The sequence below is a fragment of the Bradyrhizobium sp. WSM2793 genome, assembly GCF_000379585.1.
Taxonomy (GTDB): domain Bacteria; phylum Pseudomonadota; class Alphaproteobacteria; order Rhizobiales; family Xanthobacteraceae; genus Bradyrhizobium.
Genome location: NZ_KB902771.1, coordinates 158,116 through 184,733, shown reverse-complemented (window position 1 = coordinate 184,733; position 26,618 = coordinate 158,116). Strand labels below are relative to the sequence as shown.

26 protein-coding genes are annotated in these 26,618 nt (G+C 65.3%); 14 read left to right on the top strand and 12 right to left on the bottom strand.

Translation table 11 applies throughout. The features are described from left to right. Positions 1-166: 166 nt before the first annotated feature. From A3AS_RS0106950 to A3AS_RS0106940, 3 genes are all read right to left on the bottom strand, one after another. Entirely contained in the window at positions 167-385 is a 219-nt protein-coding gene (locus A3AS_RS0106950) for a hypothetical protein (protein ID WP_018316877.1), read from the bottom strand. Position 386: 1 nt separating this feature from the next. Beyond that, positions 387-1,046 (bottom strand): acyl-homoserine-lactone synthase, encoded by a 660-nt coding sequence (locus A3AS_RS0106945; protein ID WP_018316876.1) that lies wholly within the window; start codon positions 1,044-1,046, stop codon positions 387-389. Between the two features lie 82 nt (positions 1,047-1,128). Continuing rightward, positions 1,129-1,857 (bottom strand): LuxR family transcriptional regulator, encoded by a 729-nt coding sequence (locus A3AS_RS0106940; RefSeq protein ID WP_018316875.1) that lies wholly within the window; start codon positions 1,855-1,857, stop codon positions 1,129-1,131. A gap of 166 nt (positions 1,858-2,023) precedes the next feature. On the opposite strand from A3AS_RS0106940, the gene A3AS_RS46495 reads away from it, so the two are divergent. From A3AS_RS46495 to A3AS_RS0106890, 10 genes are all read left to right on the top strand, one after another. After that, positions 2,024-2,200: a hypothetical protein gene (locus tag A3AS_RS46495; RefSeq protein ID WP_018316874.1), complete on the top strand. Its 177-nt coding sequence runs from the start codon at positions 2,024-2,026 to the stop codon at positions 2,198-2,200. A 540-nt stretch (positions 2,201-2,740) separates the two neighbouring features. After that, positions 2,741-3,679, top strand: a complete 939-nt coding sequence (locus tag A3AS_RS0106930; RefSeq protein ID WP_018316873.1) for a LysR family transcriptional regulator — start codon at positions 2,741-2,743, stop codon at positions 3,677-3,679. A 143-nt stretch (positions 3,680-3,822) separates the two neighbouring features. After that, positions 3,823-4,701, top strand: coding sequence for a shikimate dehydrogenase (locus tag A3AS_RS0106925; protein ID WP_018316872.1), 879 nt, complete (start codon positions 3,823-3,825; stop codon positions 4,699-4,701). Positions 4,702-4,758: 57 nt separating this feature from the next. Further along, on the top strand, positions 4,759-5,889 hold the full coding sequence (locus A3AS_RS0106920) for an ABC transporter substrate-binding protein (protein ID WP_018316871.1): 1,131 nt from the start codon (positions 4,759-4,761) through the stop codon (positions 5,887-5,889). Positions 5,890-6,106: 217 nt separating this feature from the next. Then, positions 6,107-6,982: a branched-chain amino acid ABC transporter permease gene (locus A3AS_RS0106915; protein WP_018316870.1), complete on the top strand. Its 876-nt coding sequence runs from the start codon at positions 6,107-6,109 to the stop codon at positions 6,980-6,982. Further along, entirely contained in the window at positions 6,979-7,977 is a 999-nt protein-coding gene (locus tag A3AS_RS0106910) for a branched-chain amino acid ABC transporter permease (RefSeq protein ID WP_018316869.1), read from the top strand. The genes A3AS_RS0106915 and A3AS_RS0106910 overlap by 4 nt, the downstream gene beginning before the upstream one ends. Further along, entirely contained in the window at positions 7,974-8,717 is a 744-nt protein-coding gene (locus A3AS_RS0106905; RefSeq protein ID WP_018316868.1) for an ABC transporter ATP-binding protein, read from the top strand. Before A3AS_RS0106910 ends, A3AS_RS0106905 begins: the two co-directional genes overlap by 4 nt. A gap of 10 nt (positions 8,718-8,727) precedes the next feature. Then, positions 8,728-9,465 (top strand): ABC transporter ATP-binding protein, encoded by a 738-nt coding sequence (locus A3AS_RS0106900; protein ID WP_018316867.1) that lies wholly within the window; start codon positions 8,728-8,730, stop codon positions 9,463-9,465. Continuing rightward, a complete protein-coding gene (locus tag A3AS_RS0106895; protein WP_018316866.1) occupies positions 9,462-10,520 on the top strand; it encodes a Gfo/Idh/MocA family protein in 1,059 nt (352 codons plus the stop codon). Before A3AS_RS0106900 ends, A3AS_RS0106895 begins: the two co-directional genes overlap by 4 nt. Continuing rightward, positions 10,517-12,388, top strand: coding sequence for a bifunctional sugar phosphate isomerase/epimerase/4-hydroxyphenylpyruvate dioxygenase family protein (locus tag A3AS_RS0106890; RefSeq protein WP_018316865.1), 1,872 nt, complete (start codon positions 10,517-10,519; stop codon positions 12,386-12,388). The genes A3AS_RS0106895 and A3AS_RS0106890 overlap by 4 nt, the downstream gene beginning before the upstream one ends. A gap of 174 nt (positions 12,389-12,562) precedes the next feature. On the opposite strand, the gene A3AS_RS0106885 is transcribed toward A3AS_RS0106890, so the two are convergent. Beyond that, positions 12,563-13,735 (bottom strand): ABC transporter substrate-binding protein, encoded by a 1,173-nt coding sequence (locus A3AS_RS0106885; protein ID WP_026201746.1) that lies wholly within the window; start codon positions 13,733-13,735, stop codon positions 12,563-12,565. Positions 13,736-14,047: 312 nt separating this feature from the next. Between A3AS_RS0106885 and A3AS_RS0106880 the strand changes: the two genes are divergently transcribed. Then, on the top strand, positions 14,048-15,310 hold the full coding sequence (locus A3AS_RS0106880; RefSeq protein WP_018316863.1) for an NAD(P)/FAD-dependent oxidoreductase: 1,263 nt from the start codon (positions 14,048-14,050) through the stop codon (positions 15,308-15,310). Positions 15,311-15,481: 171 nt separating this feature from the next. Here A3AS_RS0106880 and A3AS_RS0106875 read toward each other — a convergent pair whose 3' ends face one another. Genes A3AS_RS0106875 through A3AS_RS0106865 form a run of 3 tightly spaced genes read right to left on the bottom strand, consistent with a single transcriptional unit; the run spans position 15,482 to position 18,304 of the window. Next, positions 15,482-16,693, bottom strand: coding sequence for an ABC transporter substrate-binding protein (locus tag A3AS_RS0106875; RefSeq protein ID WP_018316862.1), 1,212 nt, complete (start codon positions 16,691-16,693; stop codon positions 15,482-15,484). 54 nt (positions 16,694-16,747) lie between these two features. Continuing rightward, complete coding sequence (locus tag A3AS_RS0106870) at positions 16,748-17,071, bottom strand: 2Fe-2S iron-sulfur cluster-binding protein (protein WP_018316861.1); 324 nt, start codon at positions 17,069-17,071, stop codon at positions 16,748-16,750. Positions 17,072-17,083: 12 nt separating this feature from the next. Then, positions 17,084-18,304 carry a cytochrome P450 gene (locus A3AS_RS0106865; protein WP_018316860.1) on the bottom strand — a complete coding sequence of 407 codons (1,221 nt, stop codon included), beginning with the start codon at positions 18,302-18,304 and terminating at the stop codon, positions 17,084-17,086. An 83-nt stretch (positions 18,305-18,387) separates the two neighbouring features. Between A3AS_RS0106865 and A3AS_RS0106860 the strand changes: the two genes are divergently transcribed. Next, positions 18,388-18,894, top strand: coding sequence for a MarR family winged helix-turn-helix transcriptional regulator (locus A3AS_RS0106860; RefSeq protein WP_018316859.1), 507 nt, complete (start codon positions 18,388-18,390; stop codon positions 18,892-18,894). Positions 18,895-19,284: 390 nt separating this feature from the next. On the opposite strand, the gene A3AS_RS0106855 is transcribed toward A3AS_RS0106860, so the two are convergent. Further along, positions 19,285-21,135: a feruloyl-CoA synthase gene (locus A3AS_RS0106855; RefSeq protein ID WP_026201745.1), complete on the bottom strand. Its 1,851-nt coding sequence runs from the start codon at positions 21,133-21,135 to the stop codon at positions 19,285-19,287. A 151-nt stretch (positions 21,136-21,286) separates the two neighbouring features. Here A3AS_RS0106855 and A3AS_RS0106850 point away from each other — a divergent pair, with 151 nt between their 5' ends. Both A3AS_RS0106850 and atzF read left to right on the top strand, forming a co-directional pair. Continuing rightward, positions 21,287-21,781 (top strand): MarR family winged helix-turn-helix transcriptional regulator, encoded by a 495-nt coding sequence (locus A3AS_RS0106850; RefSeq protein ID WP_018316858.1) that lies wholly within the window; start codon positions 21,287-21,289, stop codon positions 21,779-21,781. Positions 21,782-21,985: 204 nt separating this feature from the next. Then, positions 21,986-23,791 carry an allophanate hydrolase gene (atzF, locus tag A3AS_RS0106845; protein WP_018316857.1) on the top strand — a complete coding sequence of 602 codons (1,806 nt, stop codon included), beginning with the start codon at positions 21,986-21,988 and terminating at the stop codon, positions 23,789-23,791. 110 nt (positions 23,792-23,901) lie between these two features. On the opposite strand, the gene A3AS_RS0106840 is transcribed toward atzF, so the two are convergent. From A3AS_RS0106840 to A3AS_RS0106825, 4 genes are read right to left on the bottom strand one after another with little or no spacing between them, the layout of a single operon-like run. Beyond that, positions 23,902-24,624 carry a GntR family transcriptional regulator gene (locus tag A3AS_RS0106840; protein WP_026201744.1) on the bottom strand — a complete coding sequence of 241 codons (723 nt, stop codon included), beginning with the start codon at positions 24,622-24,624 and terminating at the stop codon, positions 23,902-23,904. A gap of 4 nt (positions 24,625-24,628) precedes the next feature. Next, complete coding sequence (hpxZ, locus tag A3AS_RS0106835; RefSeq protein ID WP_018316855.1) at positions 24,629-25,021, bottom strand: oxalurate catabolism protein HpxZ; 393 nt, start codon at positions 25,019-25,021, stop codon at positions 24,629-24,631. A gap of 1 nt (position 25,022) precedes the next feature. Beyond that, entirely contained in the window at positions 25,023-26,417 is a 1,395-nt protein-coding gene (locus tag A3AS_RS0106830) for an AtzE family amidohydrolase (RefSeq protein ID WP_018316854.1), read from the bottom strand. Between the two features lie 7 nt (positions 26,418-26,424). After that, the gene (locus A3AS_RS0106825) at positions 26,425-26,604 is read right to left on the bottom strand and encodes a DUF4089 domain-containing protein (protein WP_018316853.1); all 180 of its coding nucleotides are present in this window, start codon (positions 26,602-26,604) and stop codon (positions 26,425-26,427) included. Between the last annotated feature and the right edge of the window lie 14 nt (positions 26,605-26,618).

Here is a 26,618-nt window from a genome sequence, read left to right as displayed (position 1 = left end):
CGACACCAAACATGCACTTTGTTGCATGCGGGTGCATGCGGTCGAGACGCTCCTGCAAGAAGGCTGCCGTGCAGGCTGGGGCAACCTGCCGCACCCAAACGATGACCCCCTCGCCGGTGGCCGGCGAGAGGGTGCGACTTCGTCGGAATGCAAGGAAGGATTACGTCTAGTGCGACGTCATCTGCTGGGGAAGATCGTCCGGTTCAGCGAGCACGCTGTTGGCCGTCGAGGCCTCCAGCGCCGCCATCCGGAACAGATAGGCGAGCGTCGCCAATCCGGTGTCTTCCGCCATCTGCGCCAGCTCGAGCGCCATGTCGGACATGTAGCCGAGATTCTCGTCCCTGATCTGCGCCATGATCTGGCTGTCCCGCATCATGTTCGACATCTCAGGCGCTCTTTCGTTGCGCGGCAGCAGCGCCGCAGAGGTTGGCACGGGTGACGGCGTCCAGACGCGGGCCGTCCTGGCGCACGACCGAGGTCATGCCGATACGATCGTGCAGGGCATCGAGGGTCTCGCGACGAATGTCGATGGTCGCCGCCATGGTCCATGCATCCTCCACCAGAGCCGGCAGGCCAAGCGGGGTCACCATGAAGCCGGCCTCGTGGAAGCGCGGCAGCCACCAGGTCTCCATGATCGCGCTGACCTGCGCGATCCCCTGATTGAGGCAGAACTCCTGCACCGCCGCCATCAGTTTCAGGTTGAGCGCGCCGTCGCGGCGATCACGCACGACGAAGTAGCGCGACCATTCCCAGACCAGCGGATCCGCGGGGCAGCCGCGCACCGACGCCAGATGCGGGAACACCTCGCTCATCATCGAGGGCTTGGTCGTCGGGTAGAGCCGGTGGCCACCGATGACGCGCCGTCCCTCCAACGCAAGCAGATAGACGGTATCCTCGTCGTCATAGGAATCGATCTCGCGGCAATCCGGCCTGCGCAGCGTCTCCCAGCGCCGCTCCTCGACGAAGATATCGTGGCGCAATCGGAAATGCTGCTCGATCACGTCTTCATAAAGGTGACGATTTACCGCAGAAATTGCGTGAATCATGAAAACCCCCAATCATCCTCAATGGGGGCAGAGTCTGCGAAAAGAGCCGGATTCGATATTGGGAAATTTCCCAGTACGGCGCTTACGGATTGATGATTTTGTTCCGAATCGCCAGCGCTACCGCATGCGTGCGGTTGACGGCACCGAGCTTGCGCGCGGCAGTTGCAAGATGCTCTTCCGCCGTGCGCTGCGTGATGTGCAAGATCTCACCGATCTCCCAGGCCGACTTGCCCTGCGAGGCCCAGGAGATCACCTCGCGCTCGCGCGGGGTGAGGCGCGTCGAGGGATAAGCCGTCGGCTCGAGCAGACGGCGTATGTGGTCGAAGCCATACATCGCCATCAGATGCAGTGCCGGCTTGCTGCGCGGATTGAGGTCGAGATGAACGCCGCCAAGCGACACCGCCGCTTCATAGCCGGTGAGCCCGTGGATCGGCACGATGAAGCCCCGCGACATGCGAAAATCGGTGGCGCGGTTCATCACCTCGGCCGCGTTCGGCTCGAGTTCGGCGTCATAGGGCGCTTCCGACCATTCGAACGGATTGACCGATTGCCGACACAGCCGCACCACCGGATCGAAGCGGTCGTAATTGTTCTGGGTGTAGAGGCTGAACCAGCCCGCCGGCCAGCGCTTGGCAAGCACCATCTGCGCAAACCGCTGGTCGGGATTGGGCAATCCCGTCACGATGATGGTTTCGAAGCCGAAACGACCGAACGCCGTCTCGAGCGCATTCATGGCATCGGGCACCTTGCGATAGGTCCCCAGGCCTTCAATGAAGTCGAGCGCCTCCCGGCCATAATCTACGGCGGACATCGGTGCGTTTCCTGCCCCACACCGCCTCGTATAGCACGTATTTGGGGACTGCCTCAATTCGCTGCGGCCGTAGTTTACCGGTGCTCATCTGCCCTGAAGATTTAAACTACTTGTGGCAGAATTGGCCTCACGATACACCTGAGACGACCGAAGCGGGAACACCACGATGGAAGACGAGGATATTGCCCTCAACAGCGTGCTCGGCCTGGAATTGAACCGCGTGTTTTTCGCCGTCCGCGAAACGGCAAACAAGCAGAAGATCATCGAGTTCGCGCGCGCGGTGCTGGAAAGCGAGCGCGAGGAGCTGGCCGAGAGCGTATTGCCCGAGGGCCCGGCGAGCTAAGACACAGCCGTAGCGCCGACGAACCAATTCGAGCGCCGCCACCCTTCTGTTCGAACGCGCTGATTTTAGTCGAAAACAATCTGACAGCGAACTCGAGTTTCCCTTCTTCCCTTGTGGGAGAACGTGGCATAGGCGGCCTTCGGCCACCGTTCTAAATGGACGCCGAAGCGAAACTTCGGCTATGGCGCCGGATGAGGGTCTCTATCCACAAGTGCAGTATCGTAGGGTGGGCAAAGCGACTTGTCCGCCATAGCTCGAAGAGCGACGGCGGAAGCGCGCCCACGTCCTGCCTGTTTGGTGAGACGACGTGGCACGGCGCAAGTGCGCCTTTGCCCACCCTGCGATTCCGGACTCGCTGAGAGAGACCCCTCGCCCGTCTCGCCGCTTTCGCGGCGAGCCACCCTCTCCCCCAGGGGGAGAGGGTAAAAACTCCCCTCCGCCATCCACATCCACCCACACTTGCCGCTGGATGACAGCGCAGCTCTCGTGAGATGATTGCCGCCATGATCATCTTTCGGATGCCAAGGACATTTCACGAGCATGATGACGCTGCGCCAGGTTGAAGTGATCCGTGCCGTGATGGTGACGGGCACCATCGGCGGTGCGGCGAAGCTGCTCAACGTCTCGGCGCCCGGGATCAGCCGCCTCGTCAAATACACCGAGCGCTCGCTAGGCATCCGCTTCTTCCAGCGCCAGAACGGGCGATACTTCCCGACGCCGGAAGCCGAGAACATCTTCGAGCAGATCAACGGCGTCTACAAGAAGGTCGACGATCTCTCAGAGATCATCTCCAAGATCGGCCGTGGCGGCCTGTCGGAGCTGCGCATCGGCTCGGTGCCCAGCATCTCGCAGGTGATGGTGCCCCGCGCGATCGAGCGCGTCCGGCGCCGCTATCCCGATCTCGGCATCGACATCAACATCCTCAAGCTCGAGGAGGCCATCGACTATCTCATGCTCGGCCGCGGCGAGTGCGTGGCGATGAGCTACCGGCTGGAGCATTCCGGGCTCGACTTCATGCCGCTGGCCTCGGGCGAGCTGTACTGCATCGTGCCGCCGGGGCACGAACTCGCCGGCCGCAAGCAGGTCTCGGCCGCCGAGATCACCCGCTATCCGCTGATCGGCATCGATCCCAACGATCCCTACGGCCGGATCATGGCCGAGATCTTTGCCCGCAACCGTCTCGCCTACAACATCACCATCCGCGCGCGCTTCGGCACCACGGTCTGCGCGCTGGTGAAGGCGGGCCTCGGCATCGCCATCATCGACCAGTTCACCGTGGCCCATGGCGGCTATCCCGGGATCGAGCTTCTGAAGATCACCGAGCCGACGCGGTTCGATACTTACATCGCGGTCAAGCGCGGCGCGCCGCTGTCGCTCCATGCCGAGTCTTTCATCGAGTCGCTGCGCGCGGAGATGCGGGCGGTCGAGCCGTCCCGCGGCAACGGCAAGGCCGCCGGTGCGCGCGGACGGAAGAAATAACATCATGTTAGGTTTGTCGGATAAAAGGGTAATTGTGTTAGGCGGGGGAAAGACTATCGTCGCAGCTGGAACTCCCTTGGACTTGCGGAGATTTCCCCGCTAATGGCCGGGACCGAACGGGCCCAACGAGACGATAGCGAACCATGTCCAAGCGCGGATACGCCGCCAGCAAGAAGCTCCTCACCGGCCTGATCGGCGCGCCGATCGCGCATTCCGCGTCCCCCGCCATGCATGAGCGCGCCGCCGAAGCGCTTGGCCTGCGCGGCCACTACCAGCTCATCGAGGTCGCCGGCGCCGATGCGGCCGGGCTTCGCATGATGCTCGAGGGCGTGCGGCGGCTCGGCTTTGCCGGCGTCAACGTCACCTACCCCTACAAGGAGGCCGTGGTGCCGCTGCTCGACGAGCTGGCGCCGGCTGCGGCGACCATGGCGGCAGTCAACACCGTCGTCGTGAGAGACGGCCGGCTGATCGGCCACAACACCGACACGACCGGCTTTGCCCGCGCCGTCGCGCCGCTGCTGGCGTCTTCCGGAAATGCGGTGGCCGTGATCGGCACCGGCGGCGTCGGCAAGGCGATTGCCTTTGCGCTGGCGAGCCTGAAAGTGACGGACCTCCGAATCTTCGACAGCGAGCCGGCACGCGCCGAAAAACTCGCCGCGCTGCTGGCCATGCATGGCGGCGCGCGGGTGGTTACGAGCGTGGAAGACGCGCTTCGTGGCGCAACCGGCCTCGTCAACGGCACGCCGGTCGGGATGCTGCCGAACCGGGACATCCCGGTCCCAGCCTCGCTGCTGCGCGAAAACCTGTGGGTCGCCGACGCCGTGTACTCGCCGTTGATCACGCCGCTGCTGGCGGCGGCGCAAGCCAAGGGCGCGCGGATCATGACCGGGCGGGAGCTCGCGATCTATCAGGCGGCCGACGCCTTCGAACTGTTCACGGGCCTTGCCCCATCGACCGAGATCATGGGACAGGCATTCGACGAGGTGATGGCGGCACGAAGCTCGGCCTATCACGCAGCGTAACCGAAGCGGCCGACACAAGGCCGCGGACAATCTCGACGAAAAATGGGAGGAGAAGCCATGAAATCGACCCTGCTGGCAGGCGCCCTGCTTGCCTTCGCGACTGCAACCAGCGTCCACGCCCAGGCCATCAAGCTCGCCAACGTCGCCGAGCTCTCGGGCGGCGGCGCCACCGTCGGCACCAACTGGAAGAACGGCATCGATCTCGCGATCGAGGAGATCAACGCCAAGGGCGGCGTGCTCGGCCGCAAGCTGGAAGTCAGCCATGCCGACTCGCAATCCAATCCCGGCGTCGCCCGCGCCCAGGTGCAGAAGGCGCTCGACGCCGAGCCCTATGTGCTGCTCGGACCCGGCTATTCCGGCTCGGTCAAGGTCACCGCGCCGCTCGCCGCCGAAGCGGGCATCGCGCAGATCATGGGCGGCGAAGCCGCCGAGCTAACGCAGGCCGGCAACAAATTCCTGTTCCGCACCTCGTTCGGCCAGCAATCCTCGATGCCGAAGGTCGCGAAATACATCCACGACGAGATGAAGGCGAAGACGGTCGCGGTGGTCTGGGTCAACAACGATTTCGGCCGCGGCGGACGCGACGTCGTCGTCAAGGAGCTCGACCGGCTCGGCTCCAAGGTGGTCGCCGACCTCTCGACCGAGGCGGGCCAGGCCGATTTCGCCGCCGACGTCGGCAAGATCAAGGCCGCCAATCCGGATGCCGTGTTCGTCTACCTGAACGAGGAAGAGAGCGCGCGCATCCTGAAGGAGCTGAAGCGCCAGGGCGTCACCGCGCCACTGATGGGCGAGACCACGCTGATCGGCCAGAAGGTGATCGAGCTCGCCGGCGACGCCGCCAACGGCGCACGCGGCCATGTCGGCCTCACCACCGATGCACCGGTCGATCTGATCAAGGCGTTCCGCGAGAAGTTCTCCAAGAAGTACAATTATGTCCCTGACCATAACGGCCTGAAGGGCTATCTCGCGGTCTACATGGTGAAAGCCACCACCGAGAAGATGGGCAAGGTCGACCCGAAGAAGTTTGCCGAGACGCTGCACGGCCTCACCATCAAGGCCGCGGACGAGCCGGGCATCCTGATGGACGTCACCTTCAGCGACACCGGTGACATCGACCGCCAGAGCTTCCTGGTCGAGGTGGTCGAAGGCAAGCAGGTGGTGAAGCAGGTGCTGCCCAAGGTGAAGTGAGGACTTCTTCACCTCTCCCCGCCTGCGGGGAGAGGTCGGATCGCATCAAGATGCGATCCGGGTGAGGGGGAGCCTCCGCGAGTCCAACTGTTAGCGACCGCGCGGAGACTCCCCCTCACCGTAGCCGATGCTTCGCATCGGCGTTCTCAAGAACGGCGGCCGTAGGCCGCCTACGCCTCTCCCCGCAAGCGGGGCGAGGGAGAGGAAAGAGGGGAACATGTCCAACCTATTCGATCTTCTGGTCGCGGGACTGGCCACCGGCGCGATCTATGCGCTGGTGGCGGTCGGCTTCACGCTGCTGTGGCAGACTTCGCAGACCATCAATTTCGCGCAAGGCGAGTTCGTGATGCTGCCGGCGTTCCTGATGCTGGCGGCGATGCATGCCGGCGCGCCGTTCTGGCTCGCGATCATCCTCGGCATCCTGCTGTCGATGATCCTGCTGGGCCTTGCTTTCAAGATGCTGCTGGTCGATCCGATGATGCGCCATGGCGTGCTGCCGCTGGCGATCGCGACCATGGCGCTCGCGATCGGCCTCAAGGAAGCCGTCAAGCAGTTCTTCAGCGCCGAGGCCTCGCCCTTTCCCTCGATCGTGCCGACCGGTGACATCTCCATCCTCGGCCACGCGGTGTCGCTGCAAAGCATCGGCGTCCTCGCCGTCGCCATCGTTGCCGTGTTCGGCTTGACCGCCCTTCTCAACCGCACCTCGCTCGGCCACCAGATGCAGGCGGCGGCGCAGAACCCGACGGTCGCGCGCATCATCGGCGTGCCGGTCGAGCGGATGATCCTGCTGACGTTCCTGATCAACGCCTTCCTGGTCGCGCTGGCGTCGCTTTTGATCACACCGATTTACCTCGCAAAATTCTCCTCCGGCGAGGTGCTGGGACAGGCGGCTTTCATCGCGGCGATCGTCGGCGGCTTCAACCAGGTCCGCGGCGCGATCGCCGGCGGCCTTTTGATCGGCGTGCTCGACAATCTCGCGGCCGCCTATGTCTCGACGCAGTACCGCGCCGCCGTGCCGATGATCTTCCTGATCGTCGTCATCCTGTTCCGGCCGCAAGGACTGCTGGGCCGCGCCGAGGAGCGCACGGTATGAGCAGCTTTGCCAAGCCCCTGAAGATCGCGCTCGGCCTCATTGTCATCGCCGGCCTGATCATCGTTCCCATGAACTTCAACCGCTACGGCTTGTTCATCCTGAGCCAATGGGCGGTGATGACCATCGCCGCGATGGGGCTGAACCTCACGCTCGGCTATGCCGGCCAGGTCTCGCTGGCGCAGGGCGCGTTCGTCGGCATCGGCGCCTACGCGGCGGCGATCATGACCACCCATGGCTGGCCGCTGCCGGCCGCGATCCTGGTTGCGATCGTGCTCAGCTTCGCAGTCGGCTGGGTGCTCGGCTATCCCGCGCTGCGCGTGCAGCATCACTACCTCGCCTTCGTCACCCTGGCCTTCTCCACCCTCGCCTTCCTCGTGTTCCGCAACGAGAGCTGGCTCACCGGCGGCATCTACGGCATCTCCAACATCCCGCGTCCGCATATCTTCGGTTTCGCGACCAACAAGCCGCTGCCGTTCTACTATGTCTGCCTCGGCTCGCTCGCGATCGTGTCGCTGGCGGTGTGGTGGCTGATCCGCTCGCCCTGGGGCCGCGCCTTCATGGCGCTGCGCGAGAATCCGCTGCGCGCGCAATCGCTCGGCATCGACACAAGGCGCTACACGCTGATGGCGTTCGCGATCGGCTCGGCGCTCGGCGGCGTCGCCGGCGCGCTCTATGCGCCGCTGACGCAATATATCGACCCCGTGCCCTTCAACCTGTCGCTCTCGCTCGACCTCCTGATGATGGTGATCGTCGGCGGCGCTGGCTTCTATTTCGGTCCCTTCCTCGGCGCGATGATCGCGGTGCTGCTGCCGGAATGGCTGCGCTTCACCGAAGGCTATTATCTGATGCTCTACGCGGTGGCGGTGATGCTGCTGCTGATCTGGTCGCCGACCGGCATTTTGGGAATCCTCGACCGCTATCTCGCCGAACGCCGGACCAAGGCGGCCTCCGCGCTGCGCGCCGTCGCAAAATCCCGCCTGGAGACGGTGCAATGAGTGCGGTGCTCGAAGTCTCCGATATCAAGAAGAACTTTGGCGGTATCAGCGCCGTCGACGGTGTCTCCTTCGACGTCCGCGAGGGCGAGATCCTCGGCCTGATCGGTCCGAACGGCTGCGGCAAGTCCACGCTGTTCAACTGCATCCTCGGCCAGCTCACGCCGTCGGGCGGTGAGGTCAGGCTCGACGGCAAGCTCGTCACGGGCCTCCGCCCGTCCGAGCTCAACAAGTTAGGGGTCAGCCGCACCTTCCAGCTGCTGCAGGTGTTTCCAAAGCTCTCGGTGCGCGAGAACCTGATCCTCGCGGGCCAGGAGCACCAGGGCAACATGGCCTCGCGCCTGGTCGGCCGCTCCGATGCCGGGTTGACCGAGACTGCCAACCAGATGATCGGCTTCTTCAAGCTCGATCATCTCGCCGACGAGCCGGCCGGCGGATTGTCCTACGGCCAGCAAAAACTGCTAGACGCCGCCATGGCCTTCATGGGCGGCCCGCGCCTGGTGCTGCTCGACGAGCCCGCCGGCGGCGTCAACCCGTCGATGCTGGCGGACCTGAAGGACCGCCTGGTCGCGATCAACCGCGAGAAGAACGCCACCTTCGTCGTGATCGAGCACAACATGGAGTTCGTGATGTCGCTGTGCTCGCGCGTGATGGTGATGGCGGAAGGCAAGGTGCTGGCGATGGGACGGCCCGACGAGGTCCGCAAGAACCCCGCCGTGATCGAAGCCTATCTCGGACATTGAGGAGCCGATCATGAGCGAGCCAATCCTCTCGGTTCACAATCTCGTCGGCGGCTACGGCAAGATGACGATCCTGAACGGCACGAATTTCGCCGTGCCGCAGGCGACCATCACCACGATCATCGGCCCGAACGGCGCCGGCAAATCCACCGTGTTCAAGGCGATCTTCGGCCTGTTGAAGCTGCGCGAGGGCAAGATCAGCTTTGCCGGCCGCGACGTCACCAATCTGAGCCAACGAGCGCTGCTCAATGCCGGCATTTGCTACGTGCCGCAGGGCCGCAACATCTTCCCCGAGCTGTCGGTGCGCCACAATATCGAGCTCGGCGGCGTCGCCGCCGACAAAGGCCTCGACCTGCCCAGGCGGATCGAGGCGGCCCTCGATCTGTTCCCCGCCTTGCGCCGCAAATCGACGCAGCAGGCGTCCACGCTATCAGGCGGCGAGCAGAAGCAGCTCGAGATTGCCCGCTCGCTGCTGCTCGAGCCAAAACTGGTGCTGATCGACGAACCCTCGATCGGCCTGTCGCCGCTGATGGTGCAGCAGACCTTCGACATCCTCAAGAGCCTGCGCGACCGTGGTGTCACCATCCTGATGATCGAGCAGAACGCGCGCTCGGCGCTGGAGATCTCCGACATCGGCATCGTGCTCGAGCTCGGTCAGACCCGCATGGTCGACGACGCCAAGCGCATCCTGAACGATCCGCGCATCGGCCAGCTCTTCCTCGGCGGTGCCATGGAGGAGAGCGCGGCATGAGCGGGCGTATGCGCATCGCCGTCGCCGGTGCCGGCCTGATCGGCCGCCGCCACATTGAACTGATCCAGTCCTCCGGGGATTGCGTGCTGGCCGGCATTGCCGACCCCTCGCCTGCGGCCAGGGAATTCGCGCAAGCACGCAACGCGCCCTGGTACGCCGATCACCGCGCATTGCTGGAGCAGGAAAAGCCCGATGGCCTGATGATCGCCTCGCCCAACGCGTTGCATCTTCAGATGGCGCTCGACTGCGTGGAGGCGGGCGTGCCCGCGCTGATCGAGAAGCCGGTGACCGACAGCGTCGCGGCGGCACGTCGTCTCTGCGAGGCGGCCAAGTGCAGCGGCGTGCCGATGCTGGTCGGCCACCATCGCCGCCACAATCCCATCATCAAGGCCGCCCGCGAGGCCGTCGTGGCCGGCAAGCTCGGCCAGCTCACCGCCGTGGCCGGGCTGTGGCTGCTGAAGAAGCCCGACGATTACTTCGAGATCGCCTGGCGGCGCGAGCACGGCGGCGGGCCGCTGCTGATCAACCTGATCCACGACATCGACAATCTCCGCTTCATTTGCGGCGAGATCGCCGAGGTGCAGGCGCTGACGTCGAACATGGTGCGCGGCTTTGCCGTCGAGGACACGGCCGCGCTGCTGCTGCGCTTCGCCAATGGCGCGCTCGGAACCATGACGGTCTCGGATGCGACGCCCGCACCATGGAGCTGGGAGCTGACCTCGGGCGAGAACGCCGCGTATCCGAAGCAGGATCAGCCCTGCTACATCCTCGCCGGCACGGGCGGCTCGCTGTCGGTGCCGAATATGGAGCTGTGGTCCTATCCACAGAATCCCGGCTGGCACGCACCGCTGGTTCGCGAGCCCGTCGCACTCTCCGCTTACGATCCACTCGTTGAACAGCTCCGGCATTTCCTGGCGGTGATCGCAGGCCGCGAACAGCCTCTGATTCCGGTCGAGGATGCGACAGCGACACTCGCAGTCGTCGAAGCCGTCAGCGAAGCGGCACGCACGGGCCAAAAAATCTCACCGGGGCGGATCATGGAGCAGGCAACATGAACAAGCGCTCGATCGCAACCGTCTCCCTCTCAGGCGCCCTCGACGAGAAGCTCCGCGCCATCGCATCCGCCGGCTTCGACGGGGTGGAGATCTTCGAGAACGATCTGCTGTCGTTCGGCGCCGGCCCGCGCGACATCGCAAAGCTCTGCCGCGATCTTAACCTGAAGATCTGCGCGTTCCAGCCGTTCCGCGATTTCGAAGGCATGCCCGAGCCGCAGCGCGCGCGCAACTTTGCCCGCGCGGAACGCAAGTTCGATCTGATGCAAGAGCTCGGCACCGATCTGCTGCTGATCTGCTCCAACGTCTCGCCCACCTCGCTCGGCGGCATCGATCGCGCCGCGGACGATTTTCGTGAGCTCGGCGAGCGCGCCGCCAAGCGCGACTTGCGCGTCGGCTACGAGGCCTTGGCCTGGGGACGCCATGTCAACGACTATCGCGACGCCTGGGAGATCGTGCGCCGCGCCGATCATCCCGCGATTGGCGTCATCCTCGACAGCTTTCATGCCCTGGCACCGGGCTTTCCGACCCGTGCGATGGCCTCGATCCCCGGCGACAAGATTTTTCTGGTCCAGCTTGCCGACGCGCCGAAGCTCGATCTCGATATCCTGTCGTGGAGCCGGCACTTCCGCTCCTTCCCCGGCCAGGGCGATCTGCCGGTCGGCGAGTTCATGGCGGCGATCGCGGCAACCGGCTATGCCGGGCCGCTGTCACTGGAGATATTCAACGACCAGTTCCGCGCCGGCTCGGCCGCGCAGACCGCGCTCGACGGCCTGCGCTCGCTGATCCTGCTGGAAGACCAGCTTGCGCCGGATTGGCCGAGATTCGCCGCCGAGCCGCTGGCGCCGAAGGCGAAGAGCCGCGGCACCGGGTTCGTCGAATTTGCTGTCAATGAGACCAAGGCGGGCGAGCTCGGCCGCCTGTTTTCGCAACTCGGTTTCCGCAAGACCGGCGCGCATCGCAGCAAGGCGGTGGAGCGCTGGTCGCAGGGCAAGGTCGAGCTCGTCATCAACAGCGAGACCGACGGCTTCGCGCATTCGCACTATGTGACGCACGGGCCCGGCGTCTGCGCGATTGCGCTCGATGTCGACAATGCCGGCCTTGCCATGCAGCGCGCCGAGATGCTGAAGGCGCGCACCTTCTACCAGCCGGTCGGACCGGGCGAACTCGAAATCCCGGCGATCCACGGCGTTGGCGGCAGCCTGCTGTATTTCCTGGACCAGGCCGGCAAGAACTGGGACACGGATTTCGAGCCTGTTGCGAGCGACGAAGGCGCGGACGCGCTGCTCGCGGTCGATCACATCGCGCAGTCGATGCCCTATGACGAGATGCTGTCCTGGCTGTTGTTCTACACCGGCATCCTCGACCTCAAGCGCCTGCCGCAGATGGAGATCGCCGATCCCCGAGGCCTCGTGCAGAGCCAGGCCATCATCAACGCCGACCAGAGCCTGTGCTTCGTGCTCAACGGCTCCTCCGCCAACCGGACGTTGCCGGCACGTTTCATCTCGGAGTTCTTCGGCTCGGGCGTGCAGCACGTCGCGTTCTCGTGCCGGGACATCTTTGCGACGGTCGCGGAGATGCGCAGGCGCGGCGCCGATTTCCTGGATATCCCCGCCAATTACTACGACGACATCGAGGCTAAATACGACCTCGCACCCGGGCTGATGGCGCAGCTGCGCGCCAACCACATCCTCTACGACCGCGAGGGCGACGGCGAGTTCTTCCAGGTCTACACCCACATTTTCGACGAGCGGTTTTTCTTCGAGATCGTCGAGCGCAGGGATTATCAGGGGTTCGGCGCGGCGAATGCCGGGATCAGGCTAGCAGCCCAGGCCCGCGAAGTGCGGCCCGTCAGCATGCCAAGAGTGTAGGCACTTCTTCCCCTCTCCCCCTGTGCGAGAGGGTGGCTCGCCGCAAAGCGGCGAGACGGGTGAGGGGTCTCTATCCGTGCGATCACCTCGCAGGGAATCTGCGGAGAGATACCCCTCATCCGGCGCTTCGCGCCACCTTCTCCCACAAGGGAAGTGTCGCGCGTGGCTAACACCTCACTTCATCTTGCACTTGTCGTGGAAACGATCCTGGTCGTTCTCCACGATGGTCGCGACCGTCTTCAGCGAGAGCTGGCCTTCGGCGTCCTTCACGACGTCCTGGAGATAGAAGCTCTGCACCGGGATGTGGTTCTTGCCGTATTTGAACGCGCCGCGCAGCGACTTGAAGTTGGCCTTCTCCATCTCGGCCTTCATTGCGTCCTTTTTGCTGGTGTCGCCCTTCACCGCGACCACCGCGCTGTTGATGAGCTGGGCGGCGTCATAGGATTGCGCGCCGTAATAGGTCGGGCGCAGGCCGGGATATTTCTTGCGGTAGTCGGCGACGAAGCGCTTGTTCTGCTCGTTCGGGAGGTCGTTGACCCATTCCTGCGCGCCGGGAACGCCGAGCGCGTTCTCCTTCTGCAGCGGCAGCGAGAGCTCGTCGACGGTGAAGGCGGTGTAGAGCGGCATCGTGCTCTTCAAGCCGGCCTGCGCATATTGGTTGAGGAACTGCACGCCGGCGGCGCCCGGATAGAACACGAAGATCGACTCCGCGCCCGAGGCGCGCGCCTTGGAGAGCTCGGCGGAGAAATCCAGCTGGCTCGGCCACACCGTGTATTCCTCGCCCTTGATCTCGCCCTTGAACGTGTTCTTCAGGCCCGCGAGCATGTCCTTGCCGGCCGCGTAGTTCGGCCCGATCAGGAACACGCTCTTGACGCCTTTCTGGTTCATGTAGAGGCCCATCGCCTGCGGCGTCTGGTCGTTCTGCCAGGAGGTCGAGAACACGTAAGGCGAACAGAGTTCGCCGGCGAGTTGCGACGGGCCGGCATTGGCCGAGATCAGGAAGGTCTGCGAGTCGACCGCGGTCTTCAGCGAGGCCAAAAGCACGTTCGACCAGATATAGCCGACGATGAAATCGACCTTGTCCGACTGCACCAGCTTCTCGGTCTTCTGCTTGCCGACATCGGGCTTCTGCCCGTCATCCTCGTAGATGACCTCGACCGGCTTGCCGTCCATCTTGCGGCCCATGTGGTCCAGCGCGAGCTCGAAGGAGTTGCGCATGTCGTTGCCGATCACGGCGGTCGGGCCGCTGAAGGTCGAAACGAAACCGATCTTGATGGTGTCGCCGGCGAATGCCGGGCTCGCCAGCACCAGCGCCGCTGCGCCCGCCAGCCAGAATGCCGTCCTCATAACCACTCCCCTCCTTATTATCGGTCCCGGAAAACGGGGTGATCGCCGCCCCGGGCCTGTCTCTATTGAACGCAAAATCTGTCGCGCCGCCAATGGCTCAGCGGCCGCTGCTGCACCATATTTCGCCCCAATCGGCGATGGCAAGAAATATAATTCTACATACTTCGGCCAAAGCCTGATCCGAGCCTGCGGCGCTTTTTCGCGCCCGATCGATACATCCGGCCTATGCGGCGATTGATGACAGCTATTGGACCGCAGTGTCCGATCCGCACTTAAATGGGAGTGTGGAGCAGCGAGATTCGAGGGCACATCATGACCACGACACCGCATCGCGTCGTCATCGTCGGCGCCGGCTTCGGCGGGCTGGAGACGACCTACCGGCTTGCGGGTGCGCCGGTCGAGATCACGCTGATCGACCGCCGTAATCATCATCTGTTCCAGCCGCTGCTGTATCAGGTCGCGACCGCCTCGCTCGCGACCAGCGAGATCGCCTGGCCGATCCGCCACCTGATGCGAGACAGGCCCGAGGTGACGACGCTGTTCGCGACCGTCAGCGGCGTCGATGCGGCAAGGCGCTGCGTGCTGATCGACGACGGCAGCGAGGTGCCTTACGACACGCTGGTGCTCGCCACCGGCGCGCGGCACGCCTATTTCGGCCACGACGAATGGGAGCAGTTCGCACCTGGCCTGAAGACGCTGGAGGACGGCACCACACTGCGCCGCCACATCCTGGTGGCGTTCGAGCGCGCCGAGCGCGAGACCGATCCAGCCAAGCGCGCGGCGCGGCTGACCTTCGTCATCGTCGGCGCCGGTCCGACCGGCGTCGAGCTCGCCGGCACCATTGCCGAGATGGCGCGCCACACGCTGCCCGGCGATTTCCGCAACATCGACACGACCAAGGCGCGCGTGGTGCTGATCGAGGCGGGGCCCCGCGTGCTCGCAGGCTTTGCCGACGACCTCTCAGCTTACGCGCAGGCCTCGCTGGAGAAGATCGGCGTCGAGGTCGTGCTGGGACAGGCCGTCACCGAGATCAATCGTGAGGGCGTGGTGTTCGGCGGCAAGCTGCTCGAGGCCAAGACCCGAATCTGGGCGGCCGGCGTGCGCGCCTCGCCCGCCGCAGAATGGCTGGACGCGCCAGCCGATCGCGCCGGGCGCGTGCAGGTCGAAGACGACCTGACGATACCAAGCCATCCCGAAATCTTTGCGATCGGCGATACCGTCAGCATCAACGCCTGGGACGGCAAGCCGGTGCCCGGCATCGCGCCGGCTGCGAAGCAGCAGGGTCGTCACGTCGCCGAGACCATCAAGGCGCGGCTGCGAGGCGAGGCAAAGGGCGCGTTCCGCTACAAGCATGCCGGCAGCCTCGCCCAGATCGGCAAGCGCCTCGCAGTGATCGACTTCGGCCGCTTCAAGCTGCGCGGCGCGATCGCATGGTGGATCTGGGGCATCGCCCACATCTACTTCCTGATCGGCCTGCGCCACCGCCTCAGTGTCGCGCTGAGCTGGCTGTGGATCTACGCGCGGGACCAGCGCGCGGCGAGATTGATCACGCAGGGATCAAGCAAGGTGGTGTAGCCTTCTTCCTTCTCCCCTTGTGGGAGAAGGTGGCGCGAAGCGCCGGATGAGGGGTATGTGTCCACTCGCACGGCCGCTCGTGAAGAGAGAGACCCCTCACCCGGCTTCGCTTTGCGAAGCCACCCTCTCCCACAACAAGGGGAGAGGGTGCAGCGGTGCCCTTCGCTAAATTCACTTCACCAGCTCACATCCACCCTCCGCCAGCGGCCGAAACGCCTGCTCCGCGGGAATCGTCGAGACCAGCTTGTAATAATCGTACGGGTATTTCGACTCCTCCGGCTTCTTCACCTCAAACAAGTACATCGGATGCACGACGCGGCCGTCCTGGCGGATGGTGGTGTCGCCGAACAGTTTGTCCTTGCCCCTGAACTTCTTCATCTCGGGCACGGCGTCCTTGGCATTGTCGCTGCCGGTCGCGGCAACCGCGTTGAGATAAGCGAGCGTCGAGGCATAGACGCCGGCCTGGTTGCCGCTCGGCATCTTGCCGTTCATGCCCGGCCGCGCGGCGAAACGTTTGGCAAAGGCGCGGGTGTCATCGTTCATGTCCCAGTAGAAGGCTTCCATGAGCTGCAGGCCCTGCGCGACCTTGATGCCCATGCCGTGAACGTCGTTGATGAAGAGCAGGAAGGCGACAAGCTTCTGGCCGCTCTGCTGGATGCCGAACTCGGCGGCCTGCTTCACCGCGTTGATGGTGTCACCACCGGCATTGGCGAGGCCGATCACCTGAGCCTTCGAGCTCTGCGCCTGCAACAGGAAGGAGGCGAAGTCGGAGGTGCCGAGCGGGTGCTTGGAGGAGCCGGTCACCTTACCGCCATGCGCCTCGATATATTTCTGCGCCTCCGCCTCGATGCCCTTGCCGAGCGCGTAGTCGACGGTCAGGAAATACCAGTCCTTGCCGCCGCGCGACATCATCGCGGCCGCGGTGGTGTTGCCGGTGGCCCAGGTGTCGTTGACCCACTGAATGGTGTTGGGCGAGCAGGCCTTGCCGGTGAGATCCGAGCTTGCGGTCGACGACGCCAGGAACGTCATGCGGCTGTCGCGCAGCAGCGTGTTGATGGAGAGGCCTACGGCCGAGTTCGGCACGTCGACAATGGCATCGACGCCCTCGACATCGAGCCATTTGCGCGCAATGGCGTTGCCGACATCGGCCTTGTTCTGGTGGTCGGCATAGACGATCTCGACCTTGATGTTCTTGCCACCGCCGTTGAAATCCTCCGCGGCCATGCGCGCCGCTTCCACCGAGCCCATGCCGTTGGTATCCTGGAAGATGCCGGAGATGTCGTTGAGCACGCCGACGCGCACGACATTGTCCGAGATCTCGGCGCTCGCCGCGCCCGTCACCAGGCTCGCGGCCAGCGCAAGCGTCCATTTCAGATGTTTCATTCTTCCCTCCCCTGTTTGATGGATTGCCGTGCCGGTCGTTGCCGGCGCGTCGACTCAGACCTGCCGCTCCGGCAGCTTCACCACGAGCCCGTCGAGCTCCGGAGTGATCTTGATCTGGCATGACAGCCGGCTGTTGGGCAGCCGCTCGCTCGCTGTGCCGTCGAGCAGCGCGTCCTCGTCGTCAGCCACCGCGGGAAGCCGCACGAGCCAGCTCTCGTCGACATAGACGTGACAGGTCGCGCACATGGCGTTGCCGCCGCACTCGGCCAGAATGCCGTCGAGACCGTGTCGGGTCGCCGCCTGCATGGCGCTCTCGCCGTCCGCGGTCTCGAGGCGGTCGGACTTGCCGTCGGGATGGATGAAAGTGATGGCGGGCATCAAAGCTCCTGGTCAAGCCGGGGTGATGGTGACGGGCAGGCTGTCGAGCCCGCGCAGCGTGTTGTTGAAGCGACGCTTCGGCTCGCCCGTGATCTCGATCTTCGCGATGCGCCGGGCCAGCGCCGTCAGCATCACCTCACCTTCGAGGCGGGCAACGAGCTGGCCGACGCACATGTGGATGCCCGAGCCGAAGCCGACATGACCGGAGGTGCGGCGGGTGATGTCGTAACTATCAGGCTCGTCCCAGCGTCTGGGATCGCGATTGGCGGCGGCGAGGAACATCAGCACTTTCTCGCCCTCGCCGATCGTCGCACCTGAGAGCTCGACCTCCCGCGTGGTGGTGCGGAAGAAGGTCTGCACCGGGCTTTCGAACCGCACGGCCTCCTCGAAGGCGTTGCGCGCCAGCGTCAGATCAGCGCGCAGGCGCTGCCACTGGTCGGGGAAGCGCGCGAGGCAATAGACGGCAGCACCGATGCCGTTGACGGTGGTGTCGAGACCGGCCGACAGCAGCGAACGCACCAGCAGCGGAGCCTCGGTCGCGGTGATCTCGCCGTCGTCGACGCGGGCGTGGATACAAGCACCGAAGCCGCCGGGCGCGAGGTTGTCGCGCTGGCATTGCTCGGCAACATAGGCCTGGTGCGGCGTCGAGCGCGCGATCGCCTCCTGGCGCAACTGGTTGGGCGGGCCGAACGCGTTGAACACGACGCTCGCGTAGGGAATCAGATGCTCGCGCCCCTCCGCCTTCAGGCCTAGCGCATCCGGAAAGATCGAGAGCGGATAGGCCTCGGCAAGATCGGTGATCGCATCGAAGCTGCGCTTGTCCAGCAGTGCGTTCACGCGCTCCTCCGCCGCGGCGGCAAAGCGATCGCGCACCTGCTTCATCACGGTCAGCGACAGCACCTTCGACAGCACGGCGCGGGTGCGGGTGTGCGCAGGCGGATCGGCCTCGAGGATCAGGCTCGGCGGCCGCCACGGCGTCTCCTTCTTGAAGTCGGACAGGCCGACGCCGCGGCTGGAGCAGAAGGTCGCGGGATCGTTCAGTACCGCATGGACCTCGGCATAGCGCGCCACGCCATAGACGTTCCACTTGTCGAGATAGACCACCGGACCGGCCTCCCGCAGCCGGTGATGCGTCGGATACGGGTCGGCGAAAAAATTCATGTCGAAGGGATCGACGTCGAGATGCGGAACGGCCGCAGAGCCTGTCGATGCAGGGCTGCCGGATGCGGTCATGGGAGACCTCTCTCATTTTGATCTTGTGAAAGCGCAGCGCATGCCTTTAGGTCGGTGGCCTCACCGCGAGACAGAACGCCGACATGCCTGCGCCTTCGACCAGACCCCGCCACAAGCCTGCGCCCGCAGAGGCCGGACCGACGCTCGATCTCGAGCGCTACGTCCCGGCCTTCGTCACCTTCATCGCCAACAAGCTCTCGAACAGCGCGACCGCATTCTATCAGCGCGAGTTCGGCGTCAACGTCACGGAATGGCGGGTCATGTCGCTGCTGGCGATCGAGCCCGGCATTCCGGCCTCGCGCATCTGTCACGTCATCGGCTTCGACAAGGGGCCCGTGAGCCGGACGCTGGCGGGCCTCGAGAAGCGCGGGCTGATCTCGATCCGCACCGACCCGAACGACGGCCGCACCCATTCGATTTCCCTGACGGCGAGGGGCCGCGCGACCCATGACAAGGTGATCGCCGCCGCGCTCGAACGCGAGCGGCGGCTGTTGTCCTGCCTCAACAAGGACGAGCGCGAGGTGCTGATCGGCCTGCTCCGCCGGCTGCACGAGAATCTCGGCGCGGTCACCGGCGGCACCGAGACCTGACGGGGCGCGCTTCCGGCACCGTCCTCCGTCACGTCCAGGCATGCGCCGGCGCTTGCCGACGGCACCGTTCGGGCCGAGCATCGTTTCCTCCAGGATCAGACGCGGCAGTTTTCCCGCCGTCATCGCTCTCTGGAACGGTTCGCATAAATTAGTTGCTTAGGCAACAAAAGAATCAGCAATATATTGCGGCAGGGTCACTGGCCTATGGGTGAGAGGTCTCGCTTGCTTCCTTCTCCCCTTGTTGTGGGAGAAGGTGGCGCGAAGCGCCGGATGAGGGGTTGTCTCCGCGACTACACGTGGCAGTGTGAGACCCGGAGAGAACCCCTCACCCGTCTCGCCGCTTCGCGGCGAGCCACCCTCTCCCACAAGGGAAGAGGGAAATGCGGCCAGCTACAGACCGATCCACTCCGCCGACGCATCATCATTCAACCGCGCCACCGCATCGGCGCGGCGCGTCAGCACTGCGCGCTGGTTGATGTAGCCCTTGTCGGTGATCTCGCCGCCATCGACCGATGGCGGTTCGGCGAGAAGCAGCGCGCGCGTGGCGTGGCCGGAGGAGTTGGGGCCCTGCTGCCTGAGTTTCGCCAGGCCGTGTGCGATCGCGCTCCTGACCTTGTCATGCGCGAGCACCTCGTGCAGATCCGCCGTCTCGCCCAAGCCGGCATGGGCACGGCAGGCCGCGATGTTTGGGAACACCAGAAAGCGCACCTCGTCGCCGCCATGGCCTGCGACGACGATGTCCTGCGCCAGCGGCGCCAGCGCGGCGATGCCGGCGACGCGCAGCGTGCCGACGCTGACCCAAGTGCCGGAATTGAGCTTGAAATCCTCGGCGACGCGGCCGTCGAAGAACAGGCCGCGCTCCGGCCGCGCGCTGTCGGCAAGCTTCACGGCATCGCCGATGAGGTAAAAACCCTCTTCATCAAAAGCCTGCTTCGTCAGCTCTGGCGCCTTCCAATAGCCCGGCGTGACGTTGGGACCGCGCACCCGCACCTCCAGCTTGTCGCCGGAGGGGACGAGTTTCAGCTCGGTGCCGGGAATGGGGACACCGATATTGCCGGAGCGCTCCGCGAGGAAATGGCAGTCGGCCGCCAGCGGCGACGTCTCGGTCGAGCCCCAGGCCGAAACCATCGGCATCGCGCGGCCCACGGTCTTAATCGAGAGGTCTTCGAGCGCATCCCAGAGATTCTGCGGCAGTGCCGCGCCGGCATAGAAGGCGAACTTCACCTCGCTGAAGAAGCGGCGGCGCAATTCCTCGTCGCCGCGCAGTGCCGCGATCAGCATGTCGAAGCCGCGCGGCACGTTGAAATAGACCGTCGGCATCACGCTTTTCAGATTGGCCAGCGACGTCGCAAACAACCCGGGCGCCGGCTTGCCGCCGTCGATATAGAGCGAGCCGCCATTGCGCAGCACGAGATTGAAATTGTGGTTGGCGCCGAAAGTGTGGCTCCAGGGCAGCCAGTCGAGGATGACGAGGTCGCCGCGGCTTTGTTCGAGGAAGGTCCAGGTCTGCGCCTTGGCCTGCTGGCTCGAGGTCAGCATGCGTTGGGTATTGATGACGGCCTTGGGCGCACCGGTTGACCCCGAGGTGAACAGGAGTTTTGCGATCGTATCCGGCGTCACCGCGGCGAACGCCGTTGCGACGTTGGGCGTTTCGGGCGTCGCGGCGATGGTGTGGAACGCGAGCGCACCGACATCGTCAGCGTTCCCGCTGATGATCTGCGCCTTGTGCAGCGGCTTGATCGCCGCCAGCGCTGCCGCAAATGGTTTCGTGGCGGAGACATAGATCGCGCCCGGCTCGAGCAGCGCGATCATACTCTTGAGCTTGTCAAAGTCTTTCGACATCAGCGAATAGGCCGGCGAGATCGCGGCCGAGGGCACGCCGACATGCTGGGCGGCGAGCGCGAGCAGCGCGTGGTCGATGCTGTTGTCGGAGAGGATCGCGAGCGGGCGCTCTGCGCTGAGGCCCTGCGCCAGAATCCAGGACGCCGCCGCACGCACCTGTCGCAGCGCCTGCCCATAGGTGACGGTGATCCAAGGCGCATCGACGTGGCCGCGCTCGGCAAAGAAGATCGTGTCAGGCGTTTGCCGCGCCCATTGCTCCAGCCAGTCGCCGACACAGCGCGCGCCATCGCGCAACGGTTCGGGCGAGCGCAGCACGATGCTGCCGTCGGCGCGATGCTCGGCGACGGTTCTGGGTGTTGCGAACAGGCTTGCAGCGTCGCCGTGTGGCGCGACTGTCATGTGTTTCCTCCTCCGCCCGGCCCCCGGATCGGCCGCAGCCTCGTTCCGGGCTGCTTTGGCCATAATGTTGGGCATGACAATTGTTGTCGTCAACAACAATCTTTCGCCCGGGCAACAGAGAGGCTACAACAGGTGCGGCAGGAGACGCGATTTGACAGCCACCGCAGCCCAGACCTCCCCACGCAAGCGCGCCGGCAACGGCGCGGCGCCGCGCGATATCGCCGACGATGTCGGCCTCGACGCGCTGGTCGGGCACGCCGGCTATGCGGTGCGGCGCTTCCAGATCTGGATCTTTCAGGACTTCATCAGGACGCTCGGCGATGTCGACATCCGGCCGACGCAATATTCGGTGCTGACGGTGATCGGCGCCAATCCGGGCCTGTCGCAAATGGCGGTGGCAAAGCGCCTCGGCATCGAGCGCGCCCGGCTGGTGCACCTGCTCGACAGCCTCGAGCAGCGCAAGCTGGTGAAGCGGGTCAAATCGAAGGCGGATCGTCGCTCCCACGCGCTGCATCTGACGACCCAGGGCGAGACGGCGCTGGCGAAATTCAAGCGGCTTGCGGCCGAGCACGAGCGACATGTCGAAGAGAAGATCGGCAAGGAAAACCGGGCGCAGCTGCTGCGGATCCTCGCCGGCTTCACCTGATCTCGACTGCCCATGATTTGAGCAGATGCCCGTCACAGGGCGCTGACATCGCTGCCCGCCCGCCTGTCGAAATGTGCCCCAAGCCACTGATCAGACGGATAATATCCGCAGCAGCCGCCCTGCCCGGTTAATGTACACAATGGCACATCGCTTGCTTCTCCGGATGAAGCAGTTGCCGGAGTTTTTGTCGCCATGAGGGCTGAAATGGGGGCTGAGCAGCCTGAAACGATCGCCGCGATTGTGGCCGCGCATCGCGCGGGCACGCTGACGCCGGCGCAGACGATCGCGCGGACCTATCAGCGCATCCGCGACCACAATGACCCCGCCATCTTCATCAGCCTGCGCGACGAAAAGGATGCGATCGCCGAGGCCGAGAGGCTTGCTACGAAGGACGCCGCCAACCTGCCACTCTACGGCGTGCCCGTTGCGGTGAAGGACAATATCGACGCGCTGGGCTTTCCGACCACGGCAGCCTGCCCGGCCTTCTCCACTACACCGACGCATGACTCGACTGCGGTGGCGCGGCTGCGTGCCGCCGGCGCGATCATCATCGGCAAGACCAATCTCGACCAGTTCGCCACCGGCCTCGTCGGCGTGCGCTCGCCTTACGGCATTCCCAAAAATTCGATCCGCGACGATCTCATTCCTGGCGGCTCCAGTTCGGGCTCCGCTGTGGCGGTCGGCGCGGGGCTCGTGCCGCTGTCGCTGGGGACCGACACGGCCGGCTCCGGCCGCGTGCCGGCGATGCTCAACAACATCATCGGGCTGAAGCCGAGCCTCGGCATGATCTCGAATGCTGGCCTCGTGCCGGCCTGCCGTACGCTGGACTGCATCTCGGTGTTCGCCTTGACGGTGGATGATGCTGCGCTCGCGCTCTCCGTGATGGCGGGGCCGGACCCGGCCGATCCGTTCTCGCGCGACCGGCCACTGGGCGCGCTCACGCCGTTCCAGGCAGGCTTGCGCCTCGGCGTGCCGCGCAACGGACAGCTGATCTTCTTCGGCGACAAGAAATCGGAAACCGCCTACGCCGATGCGCTGAAGCGCTGGACTGCGCTTGGAGCCAGGCTCCTCGAGTTCGATCTCGAGCCGTTCTATGAGACCGCGCGGCTGCTCTACGAGGGCCCCTGGGTCGCCGAGCGCTATCTGGTGATCAAGGACTTGCTCGCGTCCGCGCCTGATACGATCCATCCGGTGACGCGCGAGATCACCGCGGCCGGCGCGCGGCTCACCGCTGCGGACACGTTCTCGGCGCTCTATCGCCTGCAGGGCCTGCGCAAGATCGCCGAGCGCACGTTCGCCAATATCGACGCGCTGGTGCTGCCGACGGCGCCGACGGCCTATACGACCGCGCAGGTGGTGGCGAATCCGATCGAGCTCAACAGCCGGCTCGGCACCTACACCAATTTCGTCAATCTGCTCGACCTCTGCGGCCTCGCCGTGCCGGCATCGATGCGCAGCGACGGCATTCCGTTCGGCATCACGCTGCTCGCGCCGGCAGGAGATGATGCGCTGCTCGCGAGCATCGGCCGCGTCTTCCATGCCGATACCAAGCTGAGCCTCGGCGCGAACGGCACGGCGCCAGCGCCGCTTCCGTCGCTGCCGGCAAGCAGCGGCGACGAGATCCCCATCGCCGTGGTCGGCGCACATCTATCCGGCATGGTGCTCAACGGCGAATTGAAGGCGCTGGACGCAGAGCTGATCGAGGCGACAAGAACCGCGCCCGACTACAAGCTCTACGCGCTCAAGACCACGCCGCCGAAGCCCGGCATGCTGCGCGTGGAAGCCGGCAAGGGCGCATCGATCGAGCTGGAGATCTGGTCGCTGTCACCATCCGCGTTCGGCAAGTTCGTCAATGCGATTCCTTCGCCGATGGCGATCGGCACGGTGCGGCTGGCGGACGGACGCAGCGTAAAAGGGTTTCTCGTCGAGCCCGAAGTGCTGGGTGACGCGCGCGACATCACCGCGTATGGGGGATGGCGCGCGTATATGAAGGAAGCTGCGACAAAGTAGGTCTCGTAGGGTGGGCAAAGCGAAGCGTGCCCACGATCCCGACCTTCATGAAAAACCGTGGGCACGGCGCTTTGCGCCTTTGCCCACCCTACGGCACCGATCGTGCGGCCTTACACCGACACCGCGTAAATCTCATACTCCCCGCGCACCAGCTCGATATGCGCGCGCATCGCGGCGGCAGCGCCCTGCTTGTCGCCGCGCATGATGGCGACGACGACGCGGTCGTGCTCGGCTTGCGATTTGGCGAGACGGCCGAGGTTGCGGAACTGGGCGCGGCGGAACGGCTGCACGCGCACCCGCGTCGCCAGCGTGATCTCGGCGATGTAGCCGTTCTGCGAGCCCGCATAGATCGCGTTGTGGAAGCGTTCGTTGACCTCGTGGAAGCGATCGGGATTGCCGGTGTAGCTCAGCACCCGCAGCTCCTCGTGGATGGCCTCCAGGCCGTGGCGCTCGGCCGCGGACATGCGCTCGGCGGCCAGCCCTGCGCACAGCGCCTCCAGCTCGGCCATCGCCTCGAACATGCTCTTCAGGCGCTCGATCGAGGGCTGCGCCACCACCGCGCCGCGATGGGCACGCGCTTCGACGAGGCCGCTTGCCACGAGCTGACGCAACGCCTCGCGCACCGGCGTCCGCGACACGCTGAAACGGCGCGCGATGTCGGTCTCGTCCAAGGGTGCGCCGGGGGCCAGGGTGCCGCGCACGATCTCGTCGGCGAGCTGCAGCCGCAACTCCTCTGCGCGCGTGACCTTCAGCACCGATGGCGAGGCGCGGTCGACGCGGGGCACCACCGGCTCGGCCGGCAGTGCTCCCTGCGGAAGATCCTCAAGCGTCATACGGTCAGGTCTCTTTCGGCTCGTCGATGATGCTGACATGGGCAGCGACGACGCGCCAGCCCTCCGGGAAGCGAATCCAGGTCTGCATCTGCCGGCCGACCTTGCCGGGCGCGGTGTCGCGATAGAACAAAGTGGAGGCCACGGCCGTGTCGCGGCCGTAGCTGGAGATGACGGTCTTTGCGGTGCGGCGGTTCAGGCCGACCGGCGAGCGGCCGGCGCGGAAACCGCTGATCGCCTCATAGCCATAGAGATTCTCGCCGATGCCGTAACGCAGCGTGCGGGGATCGTTGCGGAAGAGCTCGCCGAGCACGGCCACGTCGTTGCTGACGAGGGCCTGCTCATAGCGATCGAACGCGGCTTTGACTTCCGCGATCACCTCGGGGAGATCGATCTCCATGTCAGAGTCCTCTCGGCGCGGGCGCTGCGGCGACGCCCATCTTTTCCAGGGCGTAGGCGACGCGGAGCGCAATGTCCTCGCGCCAGGGCGCCGCGATGATCTGCACGCCGATCGGCAGCGGCTCGAGCGGCACCGGGACGGCGACCACTGGCAGGCCGATGAAGGAGATCGGCTGGGTGTGGATGCCGATATTGGCGCGCACCGGCAGCTCGACGCCGTCGAGGTTGAAATTCACCTGACCGAGCTTTGGCGCGGTGCAAGGCGTCGCCGGCGCGAGCAGCACGTCGACCGACTTGAAGATCTCGGCGAGCTGCGCGCGATACCAGCGGCGGAATTTTTGAGCCCGATCGACCATCGACGCCGGCACCATCGCGCCCGCGATCAGCCGGTCGCGCACCGCCGGATCGAAATCGTTCGGCCGCTTGCGCAGGCGATCGAGATGCAGCGAAGCTCCCTCGGTGGTGGTGATGACATAAGCCGCCGCGCGGGCGCGCGCGGCTTCGGGAACGTCGACCACCTTCGTTGCCCCAAGCGCCTTGGCAACGCGGCTGACGGCCTCGACCGCTTCCGGAAACACGTTCTTCTGGAAATACCCGCCGGCGATGGCGATGCGCAGATCCGAGACCGGGTTGGCGATCAGCGGCAGCGTCGGCTCCAGACCGCGCGTCGTGCAGGCGCTGTCCTCCGCGTCCGGGCCCTGCATCGCGTCATAGGCGAGCGCGAGATCGGCGGCCGAGCGCGCGAACGGGCCGAGATGATCGAGGCTCGCGACGAACGGGAACGAGCGCGCCCGCGACAGCCGGCCATAGGTCGGCTTCAAACCAAAAATGCCGCAAAACGAGGACGGCACGCGGATCGAGCCGTTGGTGTCCGAGCCGAGCGCGATCGGCACCAGCGCGCCGCCGACGGCGCTGCCCGAGCCGCCGGAGGAGCCGCCGGTCATCCGCGTTGTGTCATGCGGATTGCGCGAGGGACCGTCATGGACGTTCTCGCCAGTGAAGTCGTAGGCGTATTCGCCCATGTTGAGCGCACCGACCAGCACGGCGCCGGCCGCTTCCATGCGCTCGATCAGCGTCGCATCGCGTTTAGCGGGCGCGAGGTCGCGGTTGATCTTCGAGCCCGCGCGCGTGGCGAGCCCCGCGACGTCAAACAGGTTCTTCACCGCGAAGGGCACGCCGGCGAGCGGGCCGACTTCCTTACCGGCGGCGATGTCGGCGTCGATGGCACTCGCCTTCGCACGAGCGCGATCGGCGGTGACGTCGGTGAAGGAATTGAGGATGCCGTCGTGCTGCTTGATGCGCGACAGCGCGGCTTCCGTGGCATCGAGCGCGGACATCCTGCGGCCCGCGACTGCACTCGCGATCTCGGCGGCCGTCATCTCTGGCTTGCTGGCCATGGCAGCATCACGCCGTGAAAATCGGTGCCGGCTCGGTCTCGTCCGGCAACGCGAATTCGTCGACGAGGCGGGCGAGCCGCAGCGAGACTTCGAGGTTGGCGCGCACCGCCGGCCTCCAGGCCTCCTCGACCGGCAGCGCCAGCGCTTTCGATACGGCGTCGATATAGTCGTCCAGCGGCTCGGCCATCACGCTCCCAAACT

Coding starts and splice junctions, on each gene's coding strand:
- A3AS_RS0106855 (WP_026201745.1), bottom strand. CDS start 21,135: ATGACAGTCGCGCCACACGGCGACGCTGCAAGCCTGTTCGCAACACCC.
- A3AS_RS0106910 (WP_018316869.1), top strand. CDS start 6,979: ATGAGCAGCTTTGCCAAGCCCCTGAAGATCGCGCTCGGCCTCATTGTC.
- hpxZ (WP_018316855.1), bottom strand. CDS start 25,021: ATGGAGATCGATCTCCCCGAGGTGATCGCGGAAGTCAAAGCCGCGTTC.
- A3AS_RS0106875 (WP_018316862.1), bottom strand. CDS start 16,693: ATGAAACATCTGAAATGGACGCTTGCGCTGGCCGCGAGCCTGGTGACG.
- A3AS_RS0106900 (WP_018316867.1), top strand. CDS start 8,728: ATGAGCGAGCCAATCCTCTCGGTTCACAATCTCGTCGGCGGCTACGGC.
- A3AS_RS0106895 (WP_018316866.1), top strand. CDS start 9,462: ATGAGCGGGCGTATGCGCATCGCCGTCGCCGGTGCCGGCCTGATCGGC.
- A3AS_RS0106930 (WP_018316873.1), top strand. CDS start 2,741: ATGATGACGCTGCGCCAGGTTGAAGTGATCCGTGCCGTGATGGTGACG.
- A3AS_RS0106945 (WP_018316876.1), bottom strand. CDS start 1,046: ATGATTCACGCAATTTCTGCGGTAAATCGTCACCTTTATGAAGACGTG.
- A3AS_RS0106830 (WP_018316854.1), bottom strand. CDS start 26,417: ATGGCCAGCAAGCCAGAGATGACGGCCGCCGAGATCGCGAGTGCAGTC.
- A3AS_RS0106920 (WP_018316871.1), top strand. CDS start 4,759: ATGAAATCGACCCTGCTGGCAGGCGCCCTGCTTGCCTTCGCGACTGCA.
- A3AS_RS46495 (WP_018316874.1), top strand. CDS start 2,024: ATGGAAGACGAGGATATTGCCCTCAACAGCGTGCTCGGCCTGGAATTG.
- atzF (WP_018316857.1), top strand. CDS start 21,986: ATGGGGGCTGAGCAGCCTGAAACGATCGCCGCGATTGTGGCCGCGCAT.
- A3AS_RS0106825 (WP_018316853.1), bottom strand. CDS start 26,604: ATGGCCGAGCCGCTGGACGACTATATCGACGCCGTATCGAAAGCGCTG.
- A3AS_RS0106880 (WP_018316863.1), top strand. CDS start 14,048: ATGACCACGACACCGCATCGCGTCGTCATCGTCGGCGCCGGCTTCGGC.
- A3AS_RS0106890 (WP_018316865.1), top strand. CDS start 10,517: ATGAACAAGCGCTCGATCGCAACCGTCTCCCTCTCAGGCGCCCTCGAC.
- A3AS_RS0106915 (WP_018316870.1), top strand. CDS start 6,107: ATGTCCAACCTATTCGATCTTCTGGTCGCGGGACTGGCCACCGGCGCG.
- A3AS_RS0106885 (WP_026201746.1), bottom strand. CDS start 13,735: ATGAGGACGGCATTCTGGCTGGCGGGCGCAGCGGCGCTGGTGCTGGCG.
- A3AS_RS0106840 (WP_026201744.1), bottom strand. CDS start 24,624: ATGACGCTTGAGGATCTTCCGCAGGGAGCACTGCCGGCCGAGCCGGTG.
- A3AS_RS0106940 (WP_018316875.1), bottom strand. CDS start 1,857: ATGTCCGCCGTAGATTATGGCCGGGAGGCGCTCGACTTCATTGAAGGC.
- A3AS_RS0106905 (WP_018316868.1), top strand. CDS start 7,974: ATGAGTGCGGTGCTCGAAGTCTCCGATATCAAGAAGAACTTTGGCGGT.
- A3AS_RS0106925 (WP_018316872.1), top strand. CDS start 3,823: ATGTCCAAGCGCGGATACGCCGCCAGCAAGAAGCTCCTCACCGGCCTG.
- A3AS_RS0106870 (WP_018316861.1), bottom strand. CDS start 17,071: ATGCCCGCCATCACTTTCATCCATCCCGACGGCAAGTCCGACCGCCTC.
- A3AS_RS0106865 (WP_018316860.1), bottom strand. CDS start 18,304: ATGACCGCATCCGGCAGCCCTGCATCGACAGGCTCTGCGGCCGTTCCG.
- A3AS_RS0106860 (WP_018316859.1), top strand. CDS start 18,388: ATGCCTGCGCCTTCGACCAGACCCCGCCACAAGCCTGCGCCCGCAGAG.
- A3AS_RS0106950 (WP_018316877.1), bottom strand. CDS start 385: ATGTCGAACATGATGCGGGACAGCCAGATCATGGCGCAGATCAGGGAC.